Source organism: Pseudomonas sp. DC3200b2 (assembly GCF_049895785.1).
GTDB lineage: Bacteria > Pseudomonadota > Gammaproteobacteria > Pseudomonadales > Pseudomonadaceae > Aquipseudomonas > Aquipseudomonas massiliensis.
The window spans coordinates 283,571-303,070 of the sequence record NZ_JAFCTA010000001.1; the positions used below are offsets into that span (position 1 = coordinate 283,571).

At 63.2% G+C, this 19,500-nt stretch carries 16 protein-coding genes and 1 pseudogene; 13 read left to right on the forward strand and 4 right to left on the reverse strand.

All coding sequences use genetic code 11. The annotated features are described in order from the left end of the window. Positions 1 to 94 precede the first annotated feature (94 nt). On the forward strand, positions 95 to 532 hold the full coding sequence (locus ACP691_RS01430; RefSeq protein WP_426149756.1) for a winged helix-turn-helix transcriptional regulator: 438 nt from the start codon (positions 95 to 97) through the stop codon (positions 530 to 532). Here ACP691_RS01430 and ACP691_RS01435 read toward each other — a convergent pair. Continuing rightward, entirely contained in the window at positions 529 to 1,434 is a 906-nt protein-coding gene (locus ACP691_RS01435; RefSeq protein WP_426198495.1) for a LysR family transcriptional regulator, read from the reverse strand. The genes ACP691_RS01430 and ACP691_RS01435 overlap by 4 nt on opposite strands. 202 nt (positions 1,435 to 1,636) lie before the next feature. On the opposite strand from ACP691_RS01435, the gene ACP691_RS01440 reads away from it, so the two are divergent. From ACP691_RS01440 to ACP691_RS01495, 12 genes are all read left to right on the forward strand, one after another. Continuing rightward, positions 1,637 to 2,764: an FAD-dependent oxidoreductase gene (locus ACP691_RS01440; protein ID WP_426149758.1), complete on the forward strand. Its 1,128-nt coding sequence runs from the start codon at positions 1,637 to 1,639 to the stop codon at positions 2,762 to 2,764. A 21-nt stretch (positions 2,765 to 2,785) separates the two neighbouring features. Further along, a complete protein-coding gene (locus tag ACP691_RS01445; protein ID WP_426149759.1) occupies positions 2,786 to 3,802 on the forward strand; it encodes an SMP-30/gluconolactonase/LRE family protein in 1,017 nt (338 codons plus the stop codon). A gap of 25 nt (positions 3,803 to 3,827) precedes the next feature. Continuing rightward, positions 3,828 to 5,114 (forward strand): histidinol dehydrogenase, encoded by a 1,287-nt coding sequence (hisD, locus tag ACP691_RS01450; RefSeq protein ID WP_426149760.1) that lies wholly within the window; start codon positions 3,828 to 3,830, stop codon positions 5,112 to 5,114. After that, on the forward strand, positions 5,111 to 5,863 hold the full coding sequence (locus ACP691_RS01455) for an SDR family NAD(P)-dependent oxidoreductase (protein WP_426149761.1): 753 nt from the start codon (positions 5,111 to 5,113) through the stop codon (positions 5,861 to 5,863). The genes hisD and ACP691_RS01455 overlap by 4 nt, the downstream gene beginning before the upstream one ends. Positions 5,864 to 5,870: 7 nt before the next feature. Beyond that, positions 5,871 to 6,311 carry a VOC family protein gene (locus tag ACP691_RS01460; RefSeq protein ID WP_426149762.1) on the forward strand — a complete coding sequence of 147 codons (441 nt, stop codon included), beginning with the start codon at positions 5,871 to 5,873 and terminating at the stop codon, positions 6,309 to 6,311. Continuing rightward, positions 6,308 to 7,294, forward strand: a complete 987-nt coding sequence (locus ACP691_RS01465; RefSeq protein WP_426149763.1) for a fumarylacetoacetate hydrolase family protein — start codon at positions 6,308 to 6,310, stop codon at positions 7,292 to 7,294. The genes ACP691_RS01460 and ACP691_RS01465 overlap by 4 nt, the downstream gene beginning before the upstream one ends. Position 7,295: 1 nt before the next feature. Continuing rightward, a complete protein-coding gene (locus ACP691_RS01470; RefSeq protein WP_426149764.1) occupies positions 7,296 to 8,231 on the forward strand; it encodes an NAD-dependent epimerase/dehydratase family protein in 936 nt (311 codons plus the stop codon). 38 nt (positions 8,232 to 8,269) lie between these two features. Continuing rightward, a complete protein-coding gene (locus tag ACP691_RS01475; protein WP_426149765.1) occupies positions 8,270 to 9,487 on the forward strand; it encodes an MFS transporter in 1,218 nt (405 codons plus the stop codon). Between the two features lie 85 nt (positions 9,488 to 9,572). After that, on the forward strand, positions 9,573 to 11,015 hold the full coding sequence (locus ACP691_RS01480) for a carbohydrate porin (RefSeq protein WP_426149766.1): 1,443 nt from the start codon (positions 9,573 to 9,575) through the stop codon (positions 11,013 to 11,015). Positions 11,016 to 11,027: 12 nt separating this feature from the next. Continuing rightward, positions 11,028 to 11,768: an SDR family NAD(P)-dependent oxidoreductase gene (locus ACP691_RS01485; RefSeq protein WP_426149767.1), complete on the forward strand. Its 741-nt coding sequence runs from the start codon at positions 11,028 to 11,030 to the stop codon at positions 11,766 to 11,768. A 37-nt stretch (positions 11,769 to 11,805) separates the two neighbouring features. Beyond that, positions 11,806 to 12,780, forward strand: a complete 975-nt coding sequence (locus tag ACP691_RS01490) for a VOC family protein (protein ID WP_426149768.1) — start codon at positions 11,806 to 11,808, stop codon at positions 12,778 to 12,780. 21 nt (positions 12,781 to 12,801) lie between these two features. After that, the gene (locus ACP691_RS01495) at positions 12,802 to 13,962 is read left to right on the forward strand and encodes an alpha/beta hydrolase family protein (protein ID WP_426150197.1); all 1,161 of its coding nucleotides are present in this window, start codon (positions 12,802 to 12,804) and stop codon (positions 13,960 to 13,962) included. A gap of 97 nt (positions 13,963 to 14,059) precedes the next feature. Here ACP691_RS01495 and ACP691_RS01500 read toward each other — a convergent pair. The 3 genes and pseudogenes from ACP691_RS01500 to ACP691_RS01510 form a co-directional block, all read right to left on the reverse strand. After that, positions 14,060 to 14,466, reverse strand: a pseudogene (locus ACP691_RS01500) (integrase core domain-containing protein); the annotation flags it as partial. A gap of 279 nt (positions 14,467 to 14,745) precedes the next feature. Then, a complete protein-coding gene (locus ACP691_RS01505) occupies positions 14,746 to 17,112 on the reverse strand; it encodes a PepSY domain-containing protein (RefSeq protein WP_426149769.1) in 2,367 nt (788 codons plus the stop codon). Positions 17,113 to 17,201: 89 nt separating this feature from the next. Then, positions 17,202 to 19,460 carry a TonB-dependent receptor gene (locus tag ACP691_RS01510; protein WP_426149770.1) on the reverse strand — a complete coding sequence of 753 codons (2,259 nt, stop codon included), beginning with the start codon at positions 19,458 to 19,460 and terminating at the stop codon, positions 17,202 to 17,204. Positions 19,461 to 19,500: the final 40 nt, after the last annotated feature.

Here is a 19,500-nt window from a genome sequence, read left to right on the forward strand (position 1 = left end):
TAGGAGTAGGCTTTGCATGCCCGGAAGATCGCACTTTAATGTGGGTCGGTTACCTCAATGTGCGTGCCTCTACCAACCGCAGGAACATCACCGCGTGGAAAATCCCGACACTCAAGCCCCGCAAGCAACCCAGCAGCAGGCCCTGGAGCGCTTGCGCGCGCGGGTACTGCACAACGGCAATGATCCGCACGGCCCTATCCGGGAAACCCTCGGCCGGCTTGGCGATCGCTGGAGCCCGCTGCTGTTGTTGATCCTGAAAACCGGGATGCTGCGCTTCACCGAGCTTCAACGGCAGGTAAACGCCATGGCCGACGCGGAACTGTCCCAGCGCATCCTTACCCTCAAGCTGCGTGCCTTCGAGCGCGACGGCATGGTGTCCCGCACGGTGATCCCGACTATCCCGCCCCAGGTGGAATATCGGCTTACGACACTGGGCCTCGCGCTGGCGCAGCGGCTGGAAGGATTACTGGAATGGCTGGAAGGCCAGGCGCCTGAAATCCTCGCCGCTCGGGCTGTATGGGACCACACCTAACCCAACCCTTGCGCCGTCTCGATGATCAGGTTGCGCAACCACGCCAGTCCCGGGTCGTGCTGGCGGTATTTGTTCCATTGCAACGCGATGGTGAGTTCCGGTGCCGCCCAGGGGGCGGGCAGGATGCGTAACGGCAGGTATTCCACCCAGCGCTCGGCGAGACGGCGGTGCATGGTGGCGATGCGGCGAGTGCCGATCACATAGGGAGGCACGCTGTTGAAGGTGTGGGTAGTCACCTCCACCCGGCGCTCGAAGTCGAAACGGCGTAGAAACCACTCATCCACGGTGGGGGTGCGGTGTTCGTTGCCCCAGCGCACCAGCACGTGGCCAAGCTGCTTGTAGTCATCGAACGAGAGCGTCGCTGGGCCCTGCTCGCGGCACACCACGCACACGAAAATGTCGTCGAACAATGGGCTGGAGGGGTGGCCCTCCATCAGTTGCGTATCGGGCAACAGCAAAAAATCCAGGTGCCCCCGCTCGATTTCATGAATGGCATCGTCGTTGGGCGAGAACAGCTCAAGCGAGCACTTGGGCGCTAACTCGCGCAAGCGAAGACTCACTTCAGGCATCAGTACCATGCCCACGTAATCGGAGGCCATCAAGGTAAAGGTGCGGCTGGCCTGTTCCGGCTGGAACTGGCTGCGGTTTTCCAGCGTGGCGCGCATCTGGATGAGCAGGTCACGCACCGGTTGTGCCAGGGTTTCACCCATCGGGGTGCGCACCATCCGGCGGCCGATCTGCACGAGCAAATCGTCTTCGAAATAGGTTCGCAGGCGGGCCAATGCCGCGCTTGTGGCCGGCTGGCTGAGAAACAGCCGCTCGCCGGCGCGGGTGATGTTCTGTTCAGCGAGCAACACGTCCAGCACTACCAGCAGATTCAGGTCCAGGCCGTGGAAGCGCATGTGGGGAATCTTCTTGTGGTTATGGGCACCAGCATTTGCGGTGTTTATACCCCGGCACGCTGGCCGTGACCAGTCATCCACGCCATGGATGACAGGCATCCGAACAAACAATTTCCGGCATACCCCGCCGCTGCGTAGTGTGAGGCTCATACCCCGCCGCCAGCGCCTGGCGGGGCACAACAATAAACCGGAGACACGCTGGATGAGCGAGATCAGGAACGTGCTGATAGTGGGCGCGGGGATCGGCGGGTTGAGCGCCGCGATAGCCCTGCGCAGGGCTGGGGTGGCGGTGGAGATCGTGGAGATCAACCCCCAGGCCAAGGTGTACCACGTGGGCATCGTGGTGCAGGCGAACTGCATCCGGGCCATGGCGCAACTGGGCATCGCTGACGCGGCAGTGGCGGCGGGCTTCCCCTACAACGGCCTGCGCATCTGCAACCAGCAGGGTCAGGTGAAGGCCGAACTCAGCGGCGCCCGCCTGGCGGGTGACGATTACCCCGCCAACCTGGGCCTTACCCGGCCCGCCTTGCACAGGGTATTGCTCGATGCGGTCGCGCAGAACGGCGCGATCCTGCGGCTGGGCGTGACCTTTAGCGACATCGAACAAAGCGAGCGGAAAGTGTCGGTGCGCTTCACTGACGGCAGCAGCGGCGACTACGACCTGGTGGTCGGCGCCGACGGTGTGTATTCCAAGGTGCGCGCTACGGTGTTCGGTGAGCATTACCGCCCGCGTTTTACTGGCCAGGGTGTGTGGCGCTACAACCTGCCCCGGCCCAAGGACCTGCTGTGGTCGCATATGTTCGAGGGCAAGCCTGGCGGCAAGGCCGGTTATACCCCACTCACCGAAGACAGCCTCTACATCCTCTCGGTGTTCGAGGAACCCGGTAACCCCTTTTTCGACCCAGATACCTTGGCGGCGGAATTTCGCAAGCGACTTGAAGGCTATGGCGGGCTGGTACCCGAGCTGAGCGCGCAGATCACCGACAACAGCCAGGTAGTTTACCGCCCGCTGGAGGCGTTGCTGATGCCAGCGCCTTGGTACCGCGGCCGGGTGCTGTTGATCGGCGACGCGGCGCACGCCACTACCCCACACATGGGCCAGGGTGCGGCGCAAGCGGTGGAAGACGCCGTGGTGCTCGGCGAACTCTGCGGCGCCGGGCTAGAGACGCAAGCAGTACTGGACGGCTTTATGGCCCGCCGCTACGAGCGCTGCAAGTTCATCAACGAAGGCTCGGTGCAGATCGGTGAGTGGGAGCAACGGCCTACCCCTGAAGCCGATTTCGCCGGGCTGATGGCCAAGATGATCCGCGTGGTTTCCGAACCCATCTGACGCGCTGCACAAGGACGCTCCATGAACCGCAACCCACTCAAAGACTGGCAGGTCGATCGCGACGCCATTGGATTCATCGGCCACGACCTGCAACGCCCCGAATGCATCATTGCCCAGCCTGATGGCAGCCTGTGGGCCGCCGATGCACGCGGTGGGGTGATGCACATCGCGGCCCACGGCGAGCAAACCCTGTTGGCCCCGGCCCAGGCGCCGAGCAGTGACCCCAGCTTCGAAGCCCGCTACGTGCAATCCCAGGGTGCCTCGTTGCCCAACGGGCTGGCGCTGACCGAAAACGGTGACTTCATCATCTGCAACTGGGGCCTGGACCGTATCGAAAAACTCGATCGCCAAGGCCACCTGCAGGTGTTGTTCGACCAACTGGACGGCAAGCCCCTGGGTAAGACCAACTTTCCGCTGCGGGATCGCCAGGGGCGGATCTGGTTCACGGTCACCACCACGATGCAGCCCTGGACCGACTCGATCAATTCGGGCGTGCTGGACGGCTACATCGGGGTGATCGACGAGCACGGCATTCGTGTAGTCGCCGAGGGCTTCGGCGGCACCAACGAAATCCGCTTCGACGACCGCCAGGAGTGGTTGTACGTGGTGGAAAGCAATGTGCGCCGGATCTCCCGCCTGCGCCTGCGCCCGGATGGCTCGCTGGGTGATCGGGAAGTGTTCGGTCCCGCTGAGCTGGAAGGCTTCCCGGACGGTTTTGCCTTCGACTGCTTCGGCAACCTTTGGGTAACCCTGGTGATGAGCGACAAGCTGATCGCCCTTACTCCGGACGGCGAGGTACTGACGCTGCTGGACGACGGCAACCCGGAGGCCACCGCCGTGCTCAACGCCCATTACCGCGCGAAAACCCTGACCCCGCAGATCATGCAAGCCACTCGCGGCACTCTTGCGCCGTGGATGGCCAGCATCACCTTTGGCGGACCGGACCTTCAAACGGTGTACCTGGGCAGCTTGCAAGGTACTCGTATTCCGTACTTCCGCTCGCCCGTGGCGGGCCAGCCGCTGGTGCACTGGCGCTGACACTCAACGACAAGGAACACAGGCCATGATTCGTTATTTGAAAAGAGGCAAGCCTGCCGCGCACAAAGCCCAGCTCAATGCCCAGGTGCGTGACACCGTGGAGCAGATCATCAGCGCCGTGGAGCAGCGGGGCGAGGTAGCGGTGCGGGAGTATTCCGAGAAGTTCGATGGCTGGAACCCCACTGACCTGCGCCTTAGCCCGGTACAGATCCAGGCCTGCATCGACAGCCTGCCGGCCCAGGCCATCGAAGACATCAAATTTGCCCAGGCGCAGATTCGCCGTTTCGCCCAGGTGCAGTTGTTGTCGCTGCGCGACGTGGAAGTTGAAACCTTGCCGGGGGTGGTGCTGGGCCACAAGAACATCCCGGTCAACGCCGTGGGTTGCTATATCCCCGGTGGCAAATACCCGCTGCTGGCCTCGGCGCACATGAGCGTGCTTACTGCCAAGGTGGCAGGCGTAAAGCGGGTGATCGCCTGCGCGCCGCCGTTCGAAGGCAAGCCCTCGGCAGAAATCGTCGCCGCCATGGCGCTGGCCGGTGCCGATGAAATCTACGTGGTAGGCGGCGTTCAAGGCGTGGCGGCCATGGCCCTGGGCACCGAGCATATCGCGCCCGTGGACATGATCGTCGGCCCGGGCAATGCCTACGTGGCCGAGGCCAAGCGCCAGCTATACGGGCGCGTGGGTATCGACCTGTTTGCAGGGCCCACCGAAACCCTGGTGATCTGCGATGACAGCGTGGACGCCGAACTGGTGGCCGTGGATCTGCTGGGCCAGGCAGAACATGGCCCTACGTCGCCGGCGGTATGCCTGACTACCAGCAGCCGACTTGCCGAAGAACTGCCCGCGGCCATCGAGCAGGTGCTGGCACGGCTGGACACTGCGCCGGTGGCCAGCGTGGCGTGGCGGGACTACGGCGAAATCATCCTGTGCGACAGCGACGAGGAAATGCTCGCTGAATCCGAGCGGCTGTGTTCCGAGCATGTGCAAGTGATGACCCGCGACCCCGAGTGGTTCTTCGAACGCATGACCTGCTACGGCGGCTTGTTCCTCGGTCACCGCACCAATGTGGCCTACGGCGACAAGGTAATCGGCACCAACCACACCCTGCCCACCATGGGCGCTGGCCGCTACACCGGCGGGTTGTGGGTCGGCAAGTTCATCAAGACCCATACCTATCAGCGCGTGCTCACCGATGAAGCCAGCGTGGCCATTGGCGAAGTGTGTTCCCGGCTCTGCGCGCTGGAGCACTTCTCTGGCCACAAGGAACAAGCCGACATCCGCGTGCGGCGCTTCCAGGCGGCTCGCGCATGAGCCGGCTTGCAGGCAGGGTGGCGGTAGTCACCGGGGCCACTGGCGGCCTGGGCCAGGCCATTTGCCAGGCGTTGGCCGAGGAGGGGGCTAGCGTGGTGGTGGGTTATCACCATTCAGCGTTGGCAGCCCAGGCCCTGGCTCAGAACCTGCCGCCCGTAGACGCTGGCCACTGGGCCGCCTCGGCACCGGTCACTGACAGCAACGCGCTCAATGAACTGGCGGCATTGGTTGATGCTCGCCATGGCTATTGCGACCTGCTGGTGAACTGTGCCGGTGTCACTCGCTTCGTGCCACACAGGGACTTGCTCGGGCTGGACGATGATCTGATCGACCGCATTTTCGCCACCAATGTGCGCGGCGCCATCGCCTGTGTTCGGGCATTCCAGCCGCTGCTGCAGGCCAGGAGCAATGGGCTGGTGGTGAATATCAGCTCGATCGCTGCGCGTACGGCCATGGGCAGCAACATCGCCTACTGTGCCTCCAAGGCCGCGCTGGACAACCTGACCGCGTCCCTGGCGCGAGCCTTGGCGCCCGCCGTGCGGGTGGTGTCGGTCGCGCCGGGCCTGGCCGACACCGAGTTCGTGCAAGGGTTGGCCAGCGACTGGCGTGACGAGCAGGCGCAACGCACGCCCCTTGGCCGCCTGGCCCTGCCAGAGCAAGTGGCCCAGGCCGTAGTGGCAGCGGCCTCTCACCTCACCTTTACCACCGGCGCGGTCATCCCTGTGGATGGCGGCAGAGCATTGAGCTGAGGGCACCATGAGCGACGTATTCGCACTCAAACCTCACCACGGCGGCATCAGCGTGCCGGACCTGGACGAGGCTATCGGCTGGTACCACCTGATGCTCGGTTTCGAGTTGGAAAGCCGTGCCTTTATCGAGCAGATTCCGGCCGAGGTGGCGTTCATTCGCCATGGCGACTACCGCATCGAGCTGTTCCAACTCGAAGACGCCAAGCCTCTGCCAGAGGACCGCCGCGAGCCGCACCTGGACCTGCTCACCCATGGCCACAAGCACCTGTGCTTTGCCGTGCAGGACGCGCCAGCCGCCTTCGCCCAGCTGCGAAGCAAGGGCGCCGACATTGTGTTCGAGCACGTTATTGGTGGTACGCCCATGGGGTTTTTGCGCGACAACAGCGGCAACTTGCTGGAACTCATCCAATACCCGGCCCTGTGGGCCGAACAAGGAGCATCCCTGTGAAGCTGGCAACCTTGAAGGACGGCAGCCGTGACGGCCGCCTCGTAGTGGTATCCCGCGACCTGAGCCGTGCCGTGCTCGCCAGCGGTATCGCCGGCACCCTGCAAGCGGCCATCGAGGACTGGGCCCGCTGCGAGCCGCAGTTGCAGCAGGTGTATGCCTCGCTCAACGCGGACCTTGCCCCACAAGCCTTCGCCTTCGAACCGCGCGAAGCCATGGCACCGCTGCCTCGCGCGTATCAGTGGGCCGACGCCTCGGCATTCCTTAACCACGGCAGCCTGATGGAGCGCGCATACAAACTGGACATCAAGAAAGACGCCGGCGTGCCCATCATCTACCAGGGGGCGGGCGATGATTTTCTCGGCGCCTGCGACGACTACCCGGTGCCCGGCGAGGAACATCAGATCGACTTCGAGGGGGAGGTGGCGGTGGTGCTCGACGACGTGCCCATGGGCATCGAGTCCCACGCCGCCGCCGGGCACATCAAGTTGCTGATGCTGCTCAATGACGTGAGCCTGCGCGCGCACCTGTTCAAGGAAGTGAGCATCGGCTTCGGCCCGCTGCGGGCCAAGCCCAGCACCGTCTTCGCGCCGGTGGCGGTCACGCCCGACGAGCTGGGCGACGCCTGGGCAGACGGGCGGGTGAACTTGCCGCTGCATGTGCAATGCAATGGCGAACGCTTCGGCGAGCCAAACGGCGAAGAGATGGACTTCAGCTTTCCAGAACTGGTGATGCACCTGGCACGCACACGCAACCTGCGCGCTGGTGCCGTGCTGGGCTCGGGTACCTTCTCCAACCGTGACTACCCGCGCACAGGCTCGGCCTGCCTTGCCGAACGCCGCGCCGTGGAAGTACTGGAGCACGGGGAGGCAAAAACGCCGTTTCTGCGTTTCGGCGACCGCTTGCGGTTCGAGATCTTCGGGCACGACGGCCAGAGCGTGTTCGGCGCCATCGACCATCGCTTCGTGCCAGCGCAGGAGGCCTGACATGCACATTCTGATCACCGGAGCCAACGGCTTCGTCGGCGCGTCGCTGGTTCGCCGGCTGCTCACCGACCCTGCCGCCTTGCCCGGCTGGGATCGCCTTTCCCTGGTAGACCTGGGCTTCACTACACCCACCGGTGACCCGCGTGTACGGCAACTGGCGGGTAGCCTGGATGACCCGGCGCTGCTGGCCACGGCACTGGAAACGCCGGCCGACGTGGTGTTTCACCTTGCCAGCGTGCCGGGCGGGCGGGCCGAGCGAGACTATGCCCTGGGCCGGCAGGCCAACCTGGACGCGACCCTGGCCTTGCTTGAAGGGTTGCAGCGCCAGGCAACCCCCGCGCGCGTAGTGTTCGCCAGCACCATCGCCGTGTATGGCTCGCCATTGCCCGAGCTGGTAGACGACTTCACCCCGTTGCGCCCGCACCTGAGCTACGCCACGCAGAAGTTGATCGGCGAGCTGTTGGTCGACGATTTCAGCCGGCGCGGCACCATCGATGGCATCAGCCTGCGCTTGCCCGGTATCGTAGCGCGCCCGCCGCAGCCCTCAGGCTTGCTATCAGCCTTCATGAGCGACGTGTTCTGGAAAATCAAAGCCGGCGAGCCGTTCGAATGCCCGGTGTCGGCGCAGGCCACGGCGTGGTGGATGTCTGCAGTGCGCTGCGTGGACAACCTGCTGCATGCAGCCACCTTGTCAGCCGAGGCGCTCCGGGCGCGACGGGTGTTTACCCTGCCGGTGTTGCACCTGAGCATGGGCGCGTTGATCGAGGGCCTGCAGCAGCGCTTCGGACAGTCGCCGGTCAGCTTTGTACCCGACGAGGCGCTGGAAGCAGCCTTCGGCCGCTATCCGCCATTGCGCAGCGAAGCGGCCGAGCAACTGGGGTTGTGCCATGACGGCAGCCTGGCGCAGCTGATCGAGAGGACGTTGAACCCGCTGTAGAACACTCCGTACACCTAATAACAATAACGGGAGACACCATGAACGCTCCGCTGAGCATTACCCAGTCAAAGGCCACCCTGGCAACCTACCTGTTGCTGCTGATCAACTGCCTGTCGCCCATGGCGGCGATCGTGATCGCGCCCAGCCTGCCGCAGATGCAGGCGCACTTTGCCCAGGTCCCCGACGTCGAGTTTCTGATCCCCGTGGCGCTTACCGTGCCAGGCCTGCTGGTGGCGTTGCTTAGCCCGGTGGTGGGGCTGCTCGCCGATCGCTACGGGCGCAAGGCGTTGCTGGTGGGTTCCATTTTCGGCTATGGCGTGTTCGGCGTGCTACCGATGTTCCTCGACTCGCTGTACGCGATCATTGTCAGCCGCGTGGCCCTGGGCTGTGTGGAAGCGGTAGTAGTCACGATCAGTACCATGCTGATCGGCGACTATTACAGCGGGGCGCAACGGCAGAAGTATCTGGCACTGCAAACCACCTTCGCTTCCAGTTCGGCAATTGTGTTCTTCATGGTAGGTGGCGCCTTGGGCGAGATCAGCTGGCGGATGCCTTACGTGGTGTACGCGGTGCCGCTGCTGCTAGCGCTGGTGAGCAAGGTGATGCTATGGGAACCGGCCGTGGCCAGCATGGCCGCGGATGAACAGCACAACGGCAACGGCCCACGTTTTCGACCCTCGGTGCTGCTGGGCATTTGCGTGGTGACCTTCATCGGCGCGGTGATGTTCATGGTGCTGCAGATCCAGATGGCCTACCTGCTGGGCGACATCGGCGAGCCTTCGCCGCAGACCGCCGGTCTGGTGGCCTCGGCCTGCAGCGTGATGATCGTGCTCGGTACGCTGGCGGTGCACCCGCTGGGCCGCATGGGGCTGCGCACGTCTCACTGCCTGGCGCTGGCGTTCGGCCTGATCGCCACCAGTTTCGTGGTGATACCGGTGATGCACAGCTGGCAAGGCATCATGGCGGTGGCGCTGGTCAACGGCCTGGGCTGCGGGTTGATGTTGCCTACCCTGGCCATATGGAACATGCGCGAGCTTCCTTGGCAGCGCCGGGGGCTTGGCACCGGCATGTGGTACGGCAGCTATTGCCTGGGCATGTTCTGCAGCCCGTTGCTGGTAGTGGCCGTAGGCAAGGCCAGCGGGCACTTGGCGACCACCGTGGGCTGGGCCGGCTGGCTGTGCATGGGCGTGGCCGTGCTGGCGCTGATGGCCAGCCTGGTCCGCCGTCAGCCTCAGGGCCTGCCGCTTACCCCGTGACACACCTCCTTTGATTGGTAACCCAACCGGCGCGACTGGCGCCGGCTGGGCTCTCTCAGCCTGAAAACAACAACAGAGACCCGACATGAACGAGCGAGCGGCGGTTGGCTGTGCCTTGATGATAGTGGTGGCGTGTCCGGCATGGGCCGAGCAGCCAAAGACCGTGGCCGACACCATGGCCACTGAGTATCCCAACCAGAAGGTCGGGCCTCGGGTGCTGAACGTGGAGCCCCCGGCGCCACCTGCCGGCGACAAGCCTTTGGCCGAGCAGGGCCGCTGGCTCAAAGCGCATGGCATCAGCCCGCACTTGTCAATGACGGAAATCTACCTGCGCAACCCCAGCGTCGGCCTGAGTACGGGTAACCACGAGTCGCTGACCATTTTCGCCCTAGGAGCTGATTTTGACCTCGACCGGCTGATGGGACTGCCTGGCGGCAACTTGCATTTCGAACAGCTATATGTGCCCTGGACCAGCAACCTGACCTACGGCGGTCAGGTGGGCGACGTGTTGGCTGGCAAACCCGGGCCCTACATTCCGCGGGTAAGCCATCTCACATTGTTCACCTACGAGCAGAAGCTGCTCGACGACAAGCTCGCCATCGAGGTGGGCAAAAGCAATGCCGGCAACTATTTTGCATTGCCGCTGTGCAACGTGCCGCTGGGGTGCGTGAACGCCATTCTGCAGGACACCGCCGGCATCAATCCACCGCCCTATGCCAATTGGAGCGCCCGCATCGGGTATGACTTCACCCCCGCGTTGCGCGCTCAGGTCGGTGCCTGGCGCAGCAACAATGCCTACCCCTTTACCAACGGGTGGGAGCGCGGCGAAGGCGACAGCGGCGGCACGCTGAGCACCTTGTACCTGGCCAACCTGGCATACCGCAGCGACTACCACATGGAGGCTTATCCACAGACCTGGGAGGCCCTGGCCTTCCATAACAATGGTCGCCAGACCGACCCGTACTACACCGTCAACGGCACCTCCAGAGTCGCCGACGGCACTGCCGCATCAGCCTCCAGCAAGGGCGTCAGCGGGCTGTACCTGGGGGGTAAAAAGACCGTGTGGCGCCAGGATGGAGGCCAAGGGCAGGAACCGAATCCAACCGCCCTGGCGGCCTTTGCCAGCGTTACCCATACGTTCGACGAGAATACCAGCAATGGCGTGGCCACCCAGGCCAACGCGGGGCTGATTCTCTCGGCGCCTTTGCGTAGCAGGCCGTTTGACAGCTATTCGCTGAATTTCAACTGGGCCCGGCTGACTTCACGCGAACAGGCCTTTCTCGAAGAGGCGCACGCCGCAGCCGGCGGTGGCGACTACCGGCCGGGGAGGGACGAATTCGGGGTGTCTCTGGATGCGAACTTCATCCTCACCGACAGCATCGTGGTCAGCCCCTTCGTGCTGCGCACCTGGGGCACCAGCAGCTGGCTCAACCCCTACACCGGAATCAACCCCCGCGACGGCTACGCCGCCGGACTGTTGTTCCACGTCCAGTTCGATGAACTGCTCGGCCTCAACAGCCGCCACTGAAGGAGCTATGGCATGAACCACAACGACACGCGCGTGGCTTTGATCACCGGCGCGGCAGGCGGGCTAGGGCAGGCATTTGCGTTGCGCCTGGCCAAAGACGGGCTGCGCATCGCCTTGGTGGATTGTGTTGACACCGCAGACGTCGCCAACGCGGTGCGTGAGCAGGGCGGCCAAGCCGAGAGCTTTGCCTGCGACCTGCGCCAGCCGGAACAGATCAGCTACCTGTACGGCCAGGTGATGGAGCGCTTCGGTCGCTGCGACGTGCTAGTGAACAACGCGGCCTATATCCCGCTGAAAAGCTTGGAAGCCACCACCTTGCTGGACTGGAGCGATTGCCACGCGGTCACCCTCGATGCGCCGTTCCTGCTCAGCCAGGCCTTCGCGCCAGGCATGCGCGAGCGCGGCTGGGGACGCATTGTCAACCTGGCATCGAGCAACACCGGACGCCCGCAAAAGGGCTTTATGGCCTACATCGCCGCGAAGATGGGAGTCATCGGCCTCACTCGCGCACTGGCCGTGGAGCTAGGCGAGTACGGCATCACCGTGAACGCGCTTTCGCCAGGGCTTATTCGCCACCCCGGCAGCAGCGCCGCCCTCCCAGCGGAGCTGTTCGAACAGGTACGCAACAGCCAGATGATCAAGCGTACCGGCGAACCCTATGACCTATGCGGGGTGTTGGCGTTTCTGGTGTCCGACGCCTCGGCGTATATGACAGGCCAGGTGTTCAACGTGGACGGCGGTTTTCTCTTCTGAAATCGCCGTGCTTATCATTTTGAAAGGAGGTTTGAAGATGGCCATTGTCGGCATCGATACCCTGCTGTACGGCGTTGAAGATGTGGCCACCGCCACGCGCTTCTTCGACGATTTTGGCCTGGAACGGCTCAGTGCTTCGGCCGAGGAAACGGTGTACCGGCTTGACGAAGGCTCCACGGTGATCGTGCGTGCGCTGACGCACCCGTCCATTCCTGCTTCGCGCTATGAAGGCTATGGCGTAAAGGAAACCGTGTGGGGCGTGGACAACGACGCCAGCCTGCAACGACTACTGAGCGACTTGCGCCGTGATCGCGAGGTACGGTTGGGCGATGATGGCGCCTGGCATTTTCTCAGCGACTGCGGCCAGGCCCTGGCATTACGCGTGTTCCAGCGCAAGAAAGTTACCTACGCGCCGGACCCTGTCAATGCGGCGGGTAACGTGAACCGGTTGAACCAGCACCGAAAATGGCGAACCCGGGCGCGGCCGAAAACCATCAACCATGTGGTATTTGCGGTGGACGATTACTGGGCCACCTTCGCGTTCTTCCGGGACCGCCTCAATTTCCGCCTGTCTGACCATCAGAAAGGCATCGGCACCTACTTGCGCGCCGATGGCGCCAACGAGCACCACAACACCTTCCTGCTCAACAACAAGGCCCCAGGGGCCGGTGGCGTGCCGCGCTTCCATCACACCTGTTTCGGCGTAGAGGACTTTGACGAGGTAATGGTGGGCTCCAACCATATGACTCGGCGGGGCTGGCAACACGGTTTTCTTGGAACCGGGCGGCACCGAATTGCCTCGGCGATTTTCTGCTACTTCAACTCACCCACTGGGGGCGAGGCCGAATATGGGGCGGATACCGACTATCTGGATGACAACTGGGTACCACGAGAGTGGGAATTCCGCTTCGGCACGGCCCAATGGATGAGCAACCCGCCGGCCTTCATGCAGGACGACATCCCTTGGGATGTGACTTTCTACCAGGGCGATGCCCCGGCGACTCGCCGTTGAACCGAGGATCGAACCATGAGCATGTTCCAGTATTTTGAAACCAACTATGTGTGGAGCCTGGCGGTGGCCGCGGCCATTGAAATGGGCGGGAAGATTGGCGAGATCGAAGCCATGTGCGCGCCGCTCAAGGCCATCGCCCGGCAGGGGGATGACGAAGGCACTCAGGCATTTCTCGCAGCGTGGGAAGCGGGCGGCGACAACCTAGTAGCGCTGGCTGAAGAGGACAAGGCTGCTGGCAATCATTTCAGCGCAGGCGACAAACTCAACCGCGCGGCAGTGTATTTCATCACCGCCGAGCGCATGCAAGCTCATGGCTATGCGCCGCGTAAGGCGCTGTATGCGAAGTTTCTGCGCACTTTCACCGAAGGCTTGGCCCTGTCGCGCTCAAATACCCAGCGGTTTGAAATCCCTTACAGGGGCGTGCACCTGGCGGGCCTGTTTACTCCGGCCGAAGGCGCGACTGGCCCAGCCCCTTGCCTGGTGGTCATCAATGGCCTGGACAGTACCAAGGAGATGGTTTACCGCGCCGGCCTGTTTCCAGAACTGTTGGCGCGGCGGGGCGTTGCCAGCCTGTTCCTCGACCAGCCTGGCACGGGCGAAGCTCTGCGCCTGCATGGGTTGACTGCCGTGGTGGATACCGAGCAATGGGCCACCCCGGTGATGGACTATCTGCAAACGCGCCCGGAGATCGACCCCGAGCGGATCGGCCTGTTGGGCGTATCCCTGGGCGGTTATTACTGCCCACGAGCGGTGGCGTTCGAGCCGCGGTTTGCCTTGGGCGTGGTCTGGGGTGCCAACCACAACTGGGGCGAGGTGCAGAAGCGCCGACTGGCCCGTGAAGGCGAGCGGCCGGTGCCGCATTATTGGGAGCACGTGCGTTGGGTATGGGGTGCCAGTGACATGAGTGAATTCATGACCATTGCCGAGCAGGTACACCTTGACGGGGTGATGGAGCGGATCAAGGTACCGTTCCTGGTGACCCATGGTGAAGCCGACCGGCAGATCCCGCTTGAGTATGCTCACCGTTCCTACGAGCAGCTCACAGCAAGCTCCGACCGTGAGCTCAAGGTATTCACCCCGCGCGAGGGCGGCATCCATCACAGCAGCCTGGACAACACCGCCAACGCCGGCGCCTGGATCGCCGACTGGGTGGCCCGGCGCCTGCGCGGGCGGGTAAGGTAGAGGCTCAGGGGCTTCGCCTCCATGTTCTTTCAAAAAAGGAGGCGAAGCTGCCTGGACTGGCCCCTACAAAACCGGACACCGACACCCGTTGACTTGATGCCGTTTTCATACGCCTGAATTCCCTCGCAGAGCGGTATTTCAGCGCGCTGTGCGGATGCTGCTCGTTGTAATGCTCAAAGGCAATCGCCAAATTACCTAATGCCGTTTTACGGTTCGGGCGAGGCATGTGGGCCACGTAGTCGCGCTTGATGGTTTTCACGAAACTCTAGGCCATGCCGTTGCTTTGCGGCCTGCGAACCGGAGTCGTAACAGGCTGCAAGCCGATCTGCTGTGCAAGGAGGCGAGTCTGCTCTGCGATATAGGCCGAGCCATTATCGCTCAGCCGCTGCACAGGCGTGCTGGCAATTGATCACCAAACCGTTTCTCTACGCTTTGCAGCATCAGGTCACGGCTGTAGCCCGTCGGGCTGGCCATCCCGCCAATCGCCTCACGGTCGCAGCAGTCCTCCTATTTCGGCCTCATTATGAGACTTGCAGGCGTCTACCAAACCAAGGGCGATTCAATTGGCTAAAGAATTTTTTGGGTGCATACGCTCTTTAACTGGACTGGAATGGAGAGTTCACTCTCGGTAATCCGCGCTGCAATATGTCGAAATCTTGTACGATTGTACAAGATTTCGACATATTGTCTTTATTACAAGGTTGGGTAGATAAGTTCGCCGGATGCTTACGCTTCAGCTGGGCGGGCAGCTACGCCCCCACAGGTTAATCCTTAACCCCCAGCTCAATACACATCCCGCCGGTACCGCCCATTGGCCATCAAGGCTTCCACTTGGGCGTCTCTGAGTATCTCGCGCAGGGCCTGGTCCACGCCCTGGGCCATGCCGTCCAGGCTGCCGCATACATAAAGTGCCGCGCCCTCGGCGAGCCAGTGGGCAAGGTCTGCCTGGGCCTCGCGGAGCGCGTCCTGCACATACCGCTTGCCTGACTGGTCCCGGGAGAAGACTGCATCGAGCCGTGCCAGGTCGCCGCCGGCTTTCCAACCTCGCAGTTCGGCCTCGTAGAAGTAATCGGTCGCCTGGTTGCGTTCGCCGAACAGCAGCCAGTTGCGCCGCTGCCCTTTGGCGATCCTGGCTTTCAGCAGGCCCAGCAGACCGGCCAGGCCGCTGCCGTTGCCGATCAGGATCAAGGGACGGTCGTCTTCGGGTAGATGGAAATTGCTGTTGCGCCGCAACCGTGCCTCCACCGGTGTGCCGATGACGACTGTCTGGGTGAGCCATCCGGAGCAGCGCCCCAGGCTGCCGTTGGCCAGACGGTGCTGACGTACCAGCAGGCGCGCATAGCCCTCACTGGACAGCGAGGCGATGGAATAGGCGCGTGGCTGGGTTGCCAGTACTTCCCCAGGCGGGAGGATTTCCAGCAGGTCGCCCGCGGACCAATCGGCGCCGGGCGGCAGGGCCAGTTCCAGGGCGAATAGTGGCGCGCCGGCGCTGCCGGGGTTAAGCAGGCGGCGTTGCGTCAAGGGCCATGGCTGGAAGGGCGCGGGGCCGGTTTCAATGGCGGTCGCCTGGGCTGACGCTGCCTGACAATGGGCTTGCAGACAGTGCTCCCAGCGAGCCAGGGCACTGTCGTCGCCGTTGTCCACCTCGACCAAGGGAAACAGCGGTTCGGCGCCTTGCGCATGCAGCCAGTCGGCCAGGCGATGACCGAAGGCGCAGAACTGTGGGTAGTGGCAGTCGCCCAGGGCGAGCATGCCATAGCGCAGTTGGGGCAGCGGCCATTGGCGCAGGGGCAGCTGTCGCTCGAACTGGCGTGCGGTATCCGGGGCCTGGCCATCGCCGAAGGTGCTAATCACGAACAGGGCTTGCCGTGCCCCTTTCAGGTCGCTTTCGCTTACTGCTGCCAGGTTGACCACCCTGGCCCCCTGGCCGCTGGCTTGGAGGCGTGAGGCAGCGTGCCAGGCCAGTTGTTCTGCATAGCCGCTCTGGCTGGCGAAGACCACCAGCCAACCCTCGCGGGCAGCGTCCAGGCCCTGCTGGCTGAAGCGGATCTGCCGCTTCTTGCGCCGGCGGTCAAGGTACAACAACCAGCCGGTGATGAAGAACAGGGGCATGCACAGGCTGGCCAGCGTGATTGTCAAACGCCCTGGCAGGCCGAAGAAACTACCGGTGTGGACGGCGTAGTTGCTATCGAACAGTTGTTCGCCCAAAGGCTTGGCGGCGTAACGGTCATGCTTGAGCAGCGTGCCCGTGAGCGGGTCCAGCATCACGGGGTTGAAGGCGCGTTCATGAGGGGAGGTGGTCAACAGGTAAAAACCATTGGCCGGCTGCCCAGCGCCACCGGGCAAGCGCAGGTTGGCGCTGGTCATGGAGGGGCCGGCGGCGGCTTGAAGCGACTGCCAGGCGGCATCCCAGTCCATCCTGACGGCCGGGCCAGCCCCGGATCGACCGCGGCCTTCGCCGCCACGCATGGGTGGGGCTGTATCGGTAAGCAAGCGGGCAGCGCCGTCATGGAACCAATCATAGGACCAGACCAGCCCGGTACAGGCCGAGACCAGGTAGAACAACAGACACCAGGTGCCCGCCACGGCGTGGAGGTCCCAGTTGAAGGCGCGCCCGCGTTTGGCCCAGTCGAAGGTCAACCAGGCCCGCCAGCTACCCCGGTTTTTGGGCCAGCGCAGGTACAGGCCGGACACGCAGAAGAACAGCAGCATCAGCGTGCAGGCGGCGGTGATCTGCTTGCCCACTTCGCCCAGGCCGAGGAAGCGGTGCAACCGTAACACCAGGGCGAAAAAATCCTGGCCGGTGATTTGGCCACGCAGCTCGCCGGTGAAGGGGTCGAAATAGCGCGTCGGGCCCCGGCGCTCCCCTGGCCCAGGCGCATAGAAGACGCGGGAGGCCAGCCCGGTGTTGGTTTCTATCCACAGGCCGCTTACCTTGCCCGGCGCCTCGGTCTCCAACCGGGCTATCAGTTGCGAGGGTGGAAGGATGCCGGTTTCGCGTATCTCCACCCGGAGCGTATCCGGGTTGAGCGCTCGCAGAATCTCATCCTGAAACGAATACAGGGCCCCGGTGATACCCATGAAGGCCAGCACCAGCCCGGCGCTGATGCCGAAGAACCAATGAAGCTGAAACACCGTTTTCTTGAACACGAGGGTCGCTCGCTGGAATCGCCGCGGGCCATAACCGCAAACGCCCCGCTAACCGAAGTGAGCGGGGCGCGTGCTGTAGGGCGGCTTTGCTAGAAGTGGAAGTTGGTGCTCAGCAGGACGGTACGCCCGGGGGCCTGGGTCGCGAAGTGCGACGCATAGGCCTTGTCGTAGTAAGTCTTGTCCGTCAGGTTCTGCACATTGAGCTGGAAGTCTACATGCTTGTTCAGCTTGTAGGCCGCCATGGCGTCGTAGCGGGTATACGAAGGCACGTACACAGTGTTTGCAGCATCGCCATAGACCTTGTCCACATAGAACGCGCCGCCGCCGATGGTGACCTTGGGCATTAACTGGTAGGTAGTCCACAGGCTGAAGCTGTTTTTCGGCGTGTTGGGCATATCGTTGCCGCTGGTCTGGGCCGCGCCTGCGGTCACGGCGCCGTTGCGACCCGTCAGGCCCGCATCCACCAGCTCGCTGTCCAGGTAGCTGTAGCCGGCGAATACCTGCCACTTATCGGTGATCTTGCCGCTGGCGGACAGCTCGACACCATCGACCCGGGACTTGCCGGCGTTCTGGTAGGTATTGGTGCTGACCAGGATTCGGGTGTTTTCTTTCTCTGTGCGGAAGATCGCGGCGGAGAGGGATACGCGCTCGTCGAACAGGTCCCACTTGGTACCGATCTCGTAGTTCTTGGTGGTTTCCGGCTCCAGTTCGCTGGTCGCGCTCCCGGCCTGCAACGGGTTGCCTTCCGAGCCTTCACCCACCAGGCCACCCGGCGGCGTGGCCGAGGTTGCGAAGGATGCGTAGATGCTGCCGTTCTCTACCGGCTTGTAGGTGATACCTGCCTGCCAGTTCCAGAAGTTGCTGTCATTGCTGGCATGGGTTGTGGCGGAGTTGGCGGTGGTGTCGAAGCTGTCGTAGCGGGCGCCGAGGTTCAACAGCCATTGCGGGTCCAGCTCGATGGTGTCGAAGGCATAGAGCGAACGGGTATTGGCGGAAGTTTCCGTCGTGGCGCGGTTACGCGTGATGGTGCCACCGTAGGCGTCTTCCGGGTTCGGGTTGCTCAGCGAAGTGCAGTTGCCGACGACGCTGTTGCCGCTACCTGTGGGCGAGCAGTTGGTCAAGCCACTGGTGCTGTAGTTGTAGCCGCTCACCCTTGTTTTCTCGCGGGTGATTTCCAGCCCGGTGGAGTAGCTGTTCTTGAAGCCCAGGGCATGGAACTCACCGAACAGATCGGTCTGGTTGGTGGTAGTTTCAGTAACCGATACGCGGGTGTTGGCCCGGCGCCAGACGGTGCCATATTGGCTGACGTTGCGCTTGCTGTCGTCCGGCTGGGTCAGGAAGTAGTCCTGGCCGGTATTGCCGTGGCGCAGCGTGTTCTTCAAGGTCATGGTGTCGCTGAAGTCGTGCTCGAAGGCGATGGTGCTGATATCCGCGCGAGTCTTGCGGAAGTCGCGGCCCTTCAGGCCGTAGAAGTTGTCGCTGTCGCCGCCATCGACCGGTTTGTCGTGCACGTGAGCCGTGGCGGTAGGGGACGCATAGCCATAGGGAATGCCCGAATCCGGCAGGTCATCGCTTTCCATATGGTAGTAGCTGAGGTTGAGACGGTTCGCGGTACCCAGCCCGAACGTCAGGGACGGCGCCACACCCCACCGGTCGTAGTTGATCGCGTCACGCCCGGCCACGTTCTGCTCGTGGCTCATCAGGTTGAGGCGCAAGGCGGCGGTATCGAGGAACTTGCGGTTCACGTCCAGGGTATAGCGACGTGTCTGGTCGGAGCCGTAAACGAAGCCGCCATCGAGGAAGTCGTAAGCCTTGGGTTGCTTGCTGATCAGGTTCAGGCTACCGCCGGCGCTGCCCCGCCCACCCATGGCCGAGTTTGGACCCTTGCTCACTTCGATGGACTCGATCGCGAAGATTTCCCGACTCTGCGCGCCCGTATCGCGCACGCCATCGAGATAAGTATCCCCCTGCGCGTCGAAACCGCGGATGATCGGGCGGTCGCCCTGCGGGTTGCCACCTTCGCCAGCACCGAAGGTAATGCCGGGCACGGTACGCAATGCATCCTGCAAGGTAGTGGCGGCAGTGTCCTTGATGACCTGCTGCGGCACTACGGTAACGGAGCGTGGAGTATCACGCAGGGGAGCGGTGTATTTCTGAGAGGCCGATTGCTCGGTCTGGTAGGACTCGCTCTGGGCTTTCTCGGTAACCGCAGTCGGGCCGAGAGTGACCGTGTTGTCCTCCTGTTCGGCAGCCTGGGCCAACTGAGCGGCGGACAGACTGCCCAGCGCAACGCCTACGGCCGAGGCGAGCAGGCGTGGTGAAAATTGGGTGTGTTTGGCGTATGGCATCGGAAACCTTCCCCTGGTTCAAGGCGGCGGAGAATAAGAC

Bases quoted from the DNA above. Each gene is read 5' to 3' on its own strand.
- ACP691_RS01435 (WP_426198495.1), bottom strand. From the start codon at position 1,434: ATGCGCTTCCACGGCCTGGACCTGAATCTGCTGGTAGTGCTGGACGTG.
- ACP691_RS01440 (WP_426149758.1), top strand. From the start codon at position 1,637: ATGAGCGAGATCAGGAACGTGCTGATAGTGGGCGCGGGGATCGGCGGG.
- ACP691_RS01445 (WP_426149759.1), top strand. From the start codon at position 2,786: ATGAACCGCAACCCACTCAAAGACTGGCAGGTCGATCGCGACGCCATT.
- hisD (WP_426149760.1), top strand. From the start codon at position 3,828: ATGATTCGTTATTTGAAAAGAGGCAAGCCTGCCGCGCACAAAGCCCAG.
- ACP691_RS01455 (WP_426149761.1), top strand. From the start codon at position 5,111: ATGAGCCGGCTTGCAGGCAGGGTGGCGGTAGTCACCGGGGCCACTGGC.
- ACP691_RS01460 (WP_426149762.1), top strand. From the start codon at position 5,871: ATGAGCGACGTATTCGCACTCAAACCTCACCACGGCGGCATCAGCGTG.
- ACP691_RS01470 (WP_426149764.1), top strand. From the start codon at position 7,296: ATGCACATTCTGATCACCGGAGCCAACGGCTTCGTCGGCGCGTCGCTG.
- ACP691_RS01475 (WP_426149765.1), top strand. From the start codon at position 8,270: ATGAACGCTCCGCTGAGCATTACCCAGTCAAAGGCCACCCTGGCAACC.
- ACP691_RS01480 (WP_426149766.1), top strand. From the start codon at position 9,573: ATGAACGAGCGAGCGGCGGTTGGCTGTGCCTTGATGATAGTGGTGGCG.
- ACP691_RS01485 (WP_426149767.1), top strand. From the start codon at position 11,028: ATGAACCACAACGACACGCGCGTGGCTTTGATCACCGGCGCGGCAGGC.
- ACP691_RS01490 (WP_426149768.1), top strand. From the start codon at position 11,806: ATGGCCATTGTCGGCATCGATACCCTGCTGTACGGCGTTGAAGATGTG.
- ACP691_RS01495 (WP_426150197.1), top strand. From the start codon at position 12,802: ATGTTCCAGTATTTTGAAACCAACTATGTGTGGAGCCTGGCGGTGGCC.
- ACP691_RS01510 (WP_426149770.1), bottom strand. From the start codon at position 19,460: ATGCCATACGCCAAACACACCCAATTTTCACCACGCCTGCTCGCCTCG.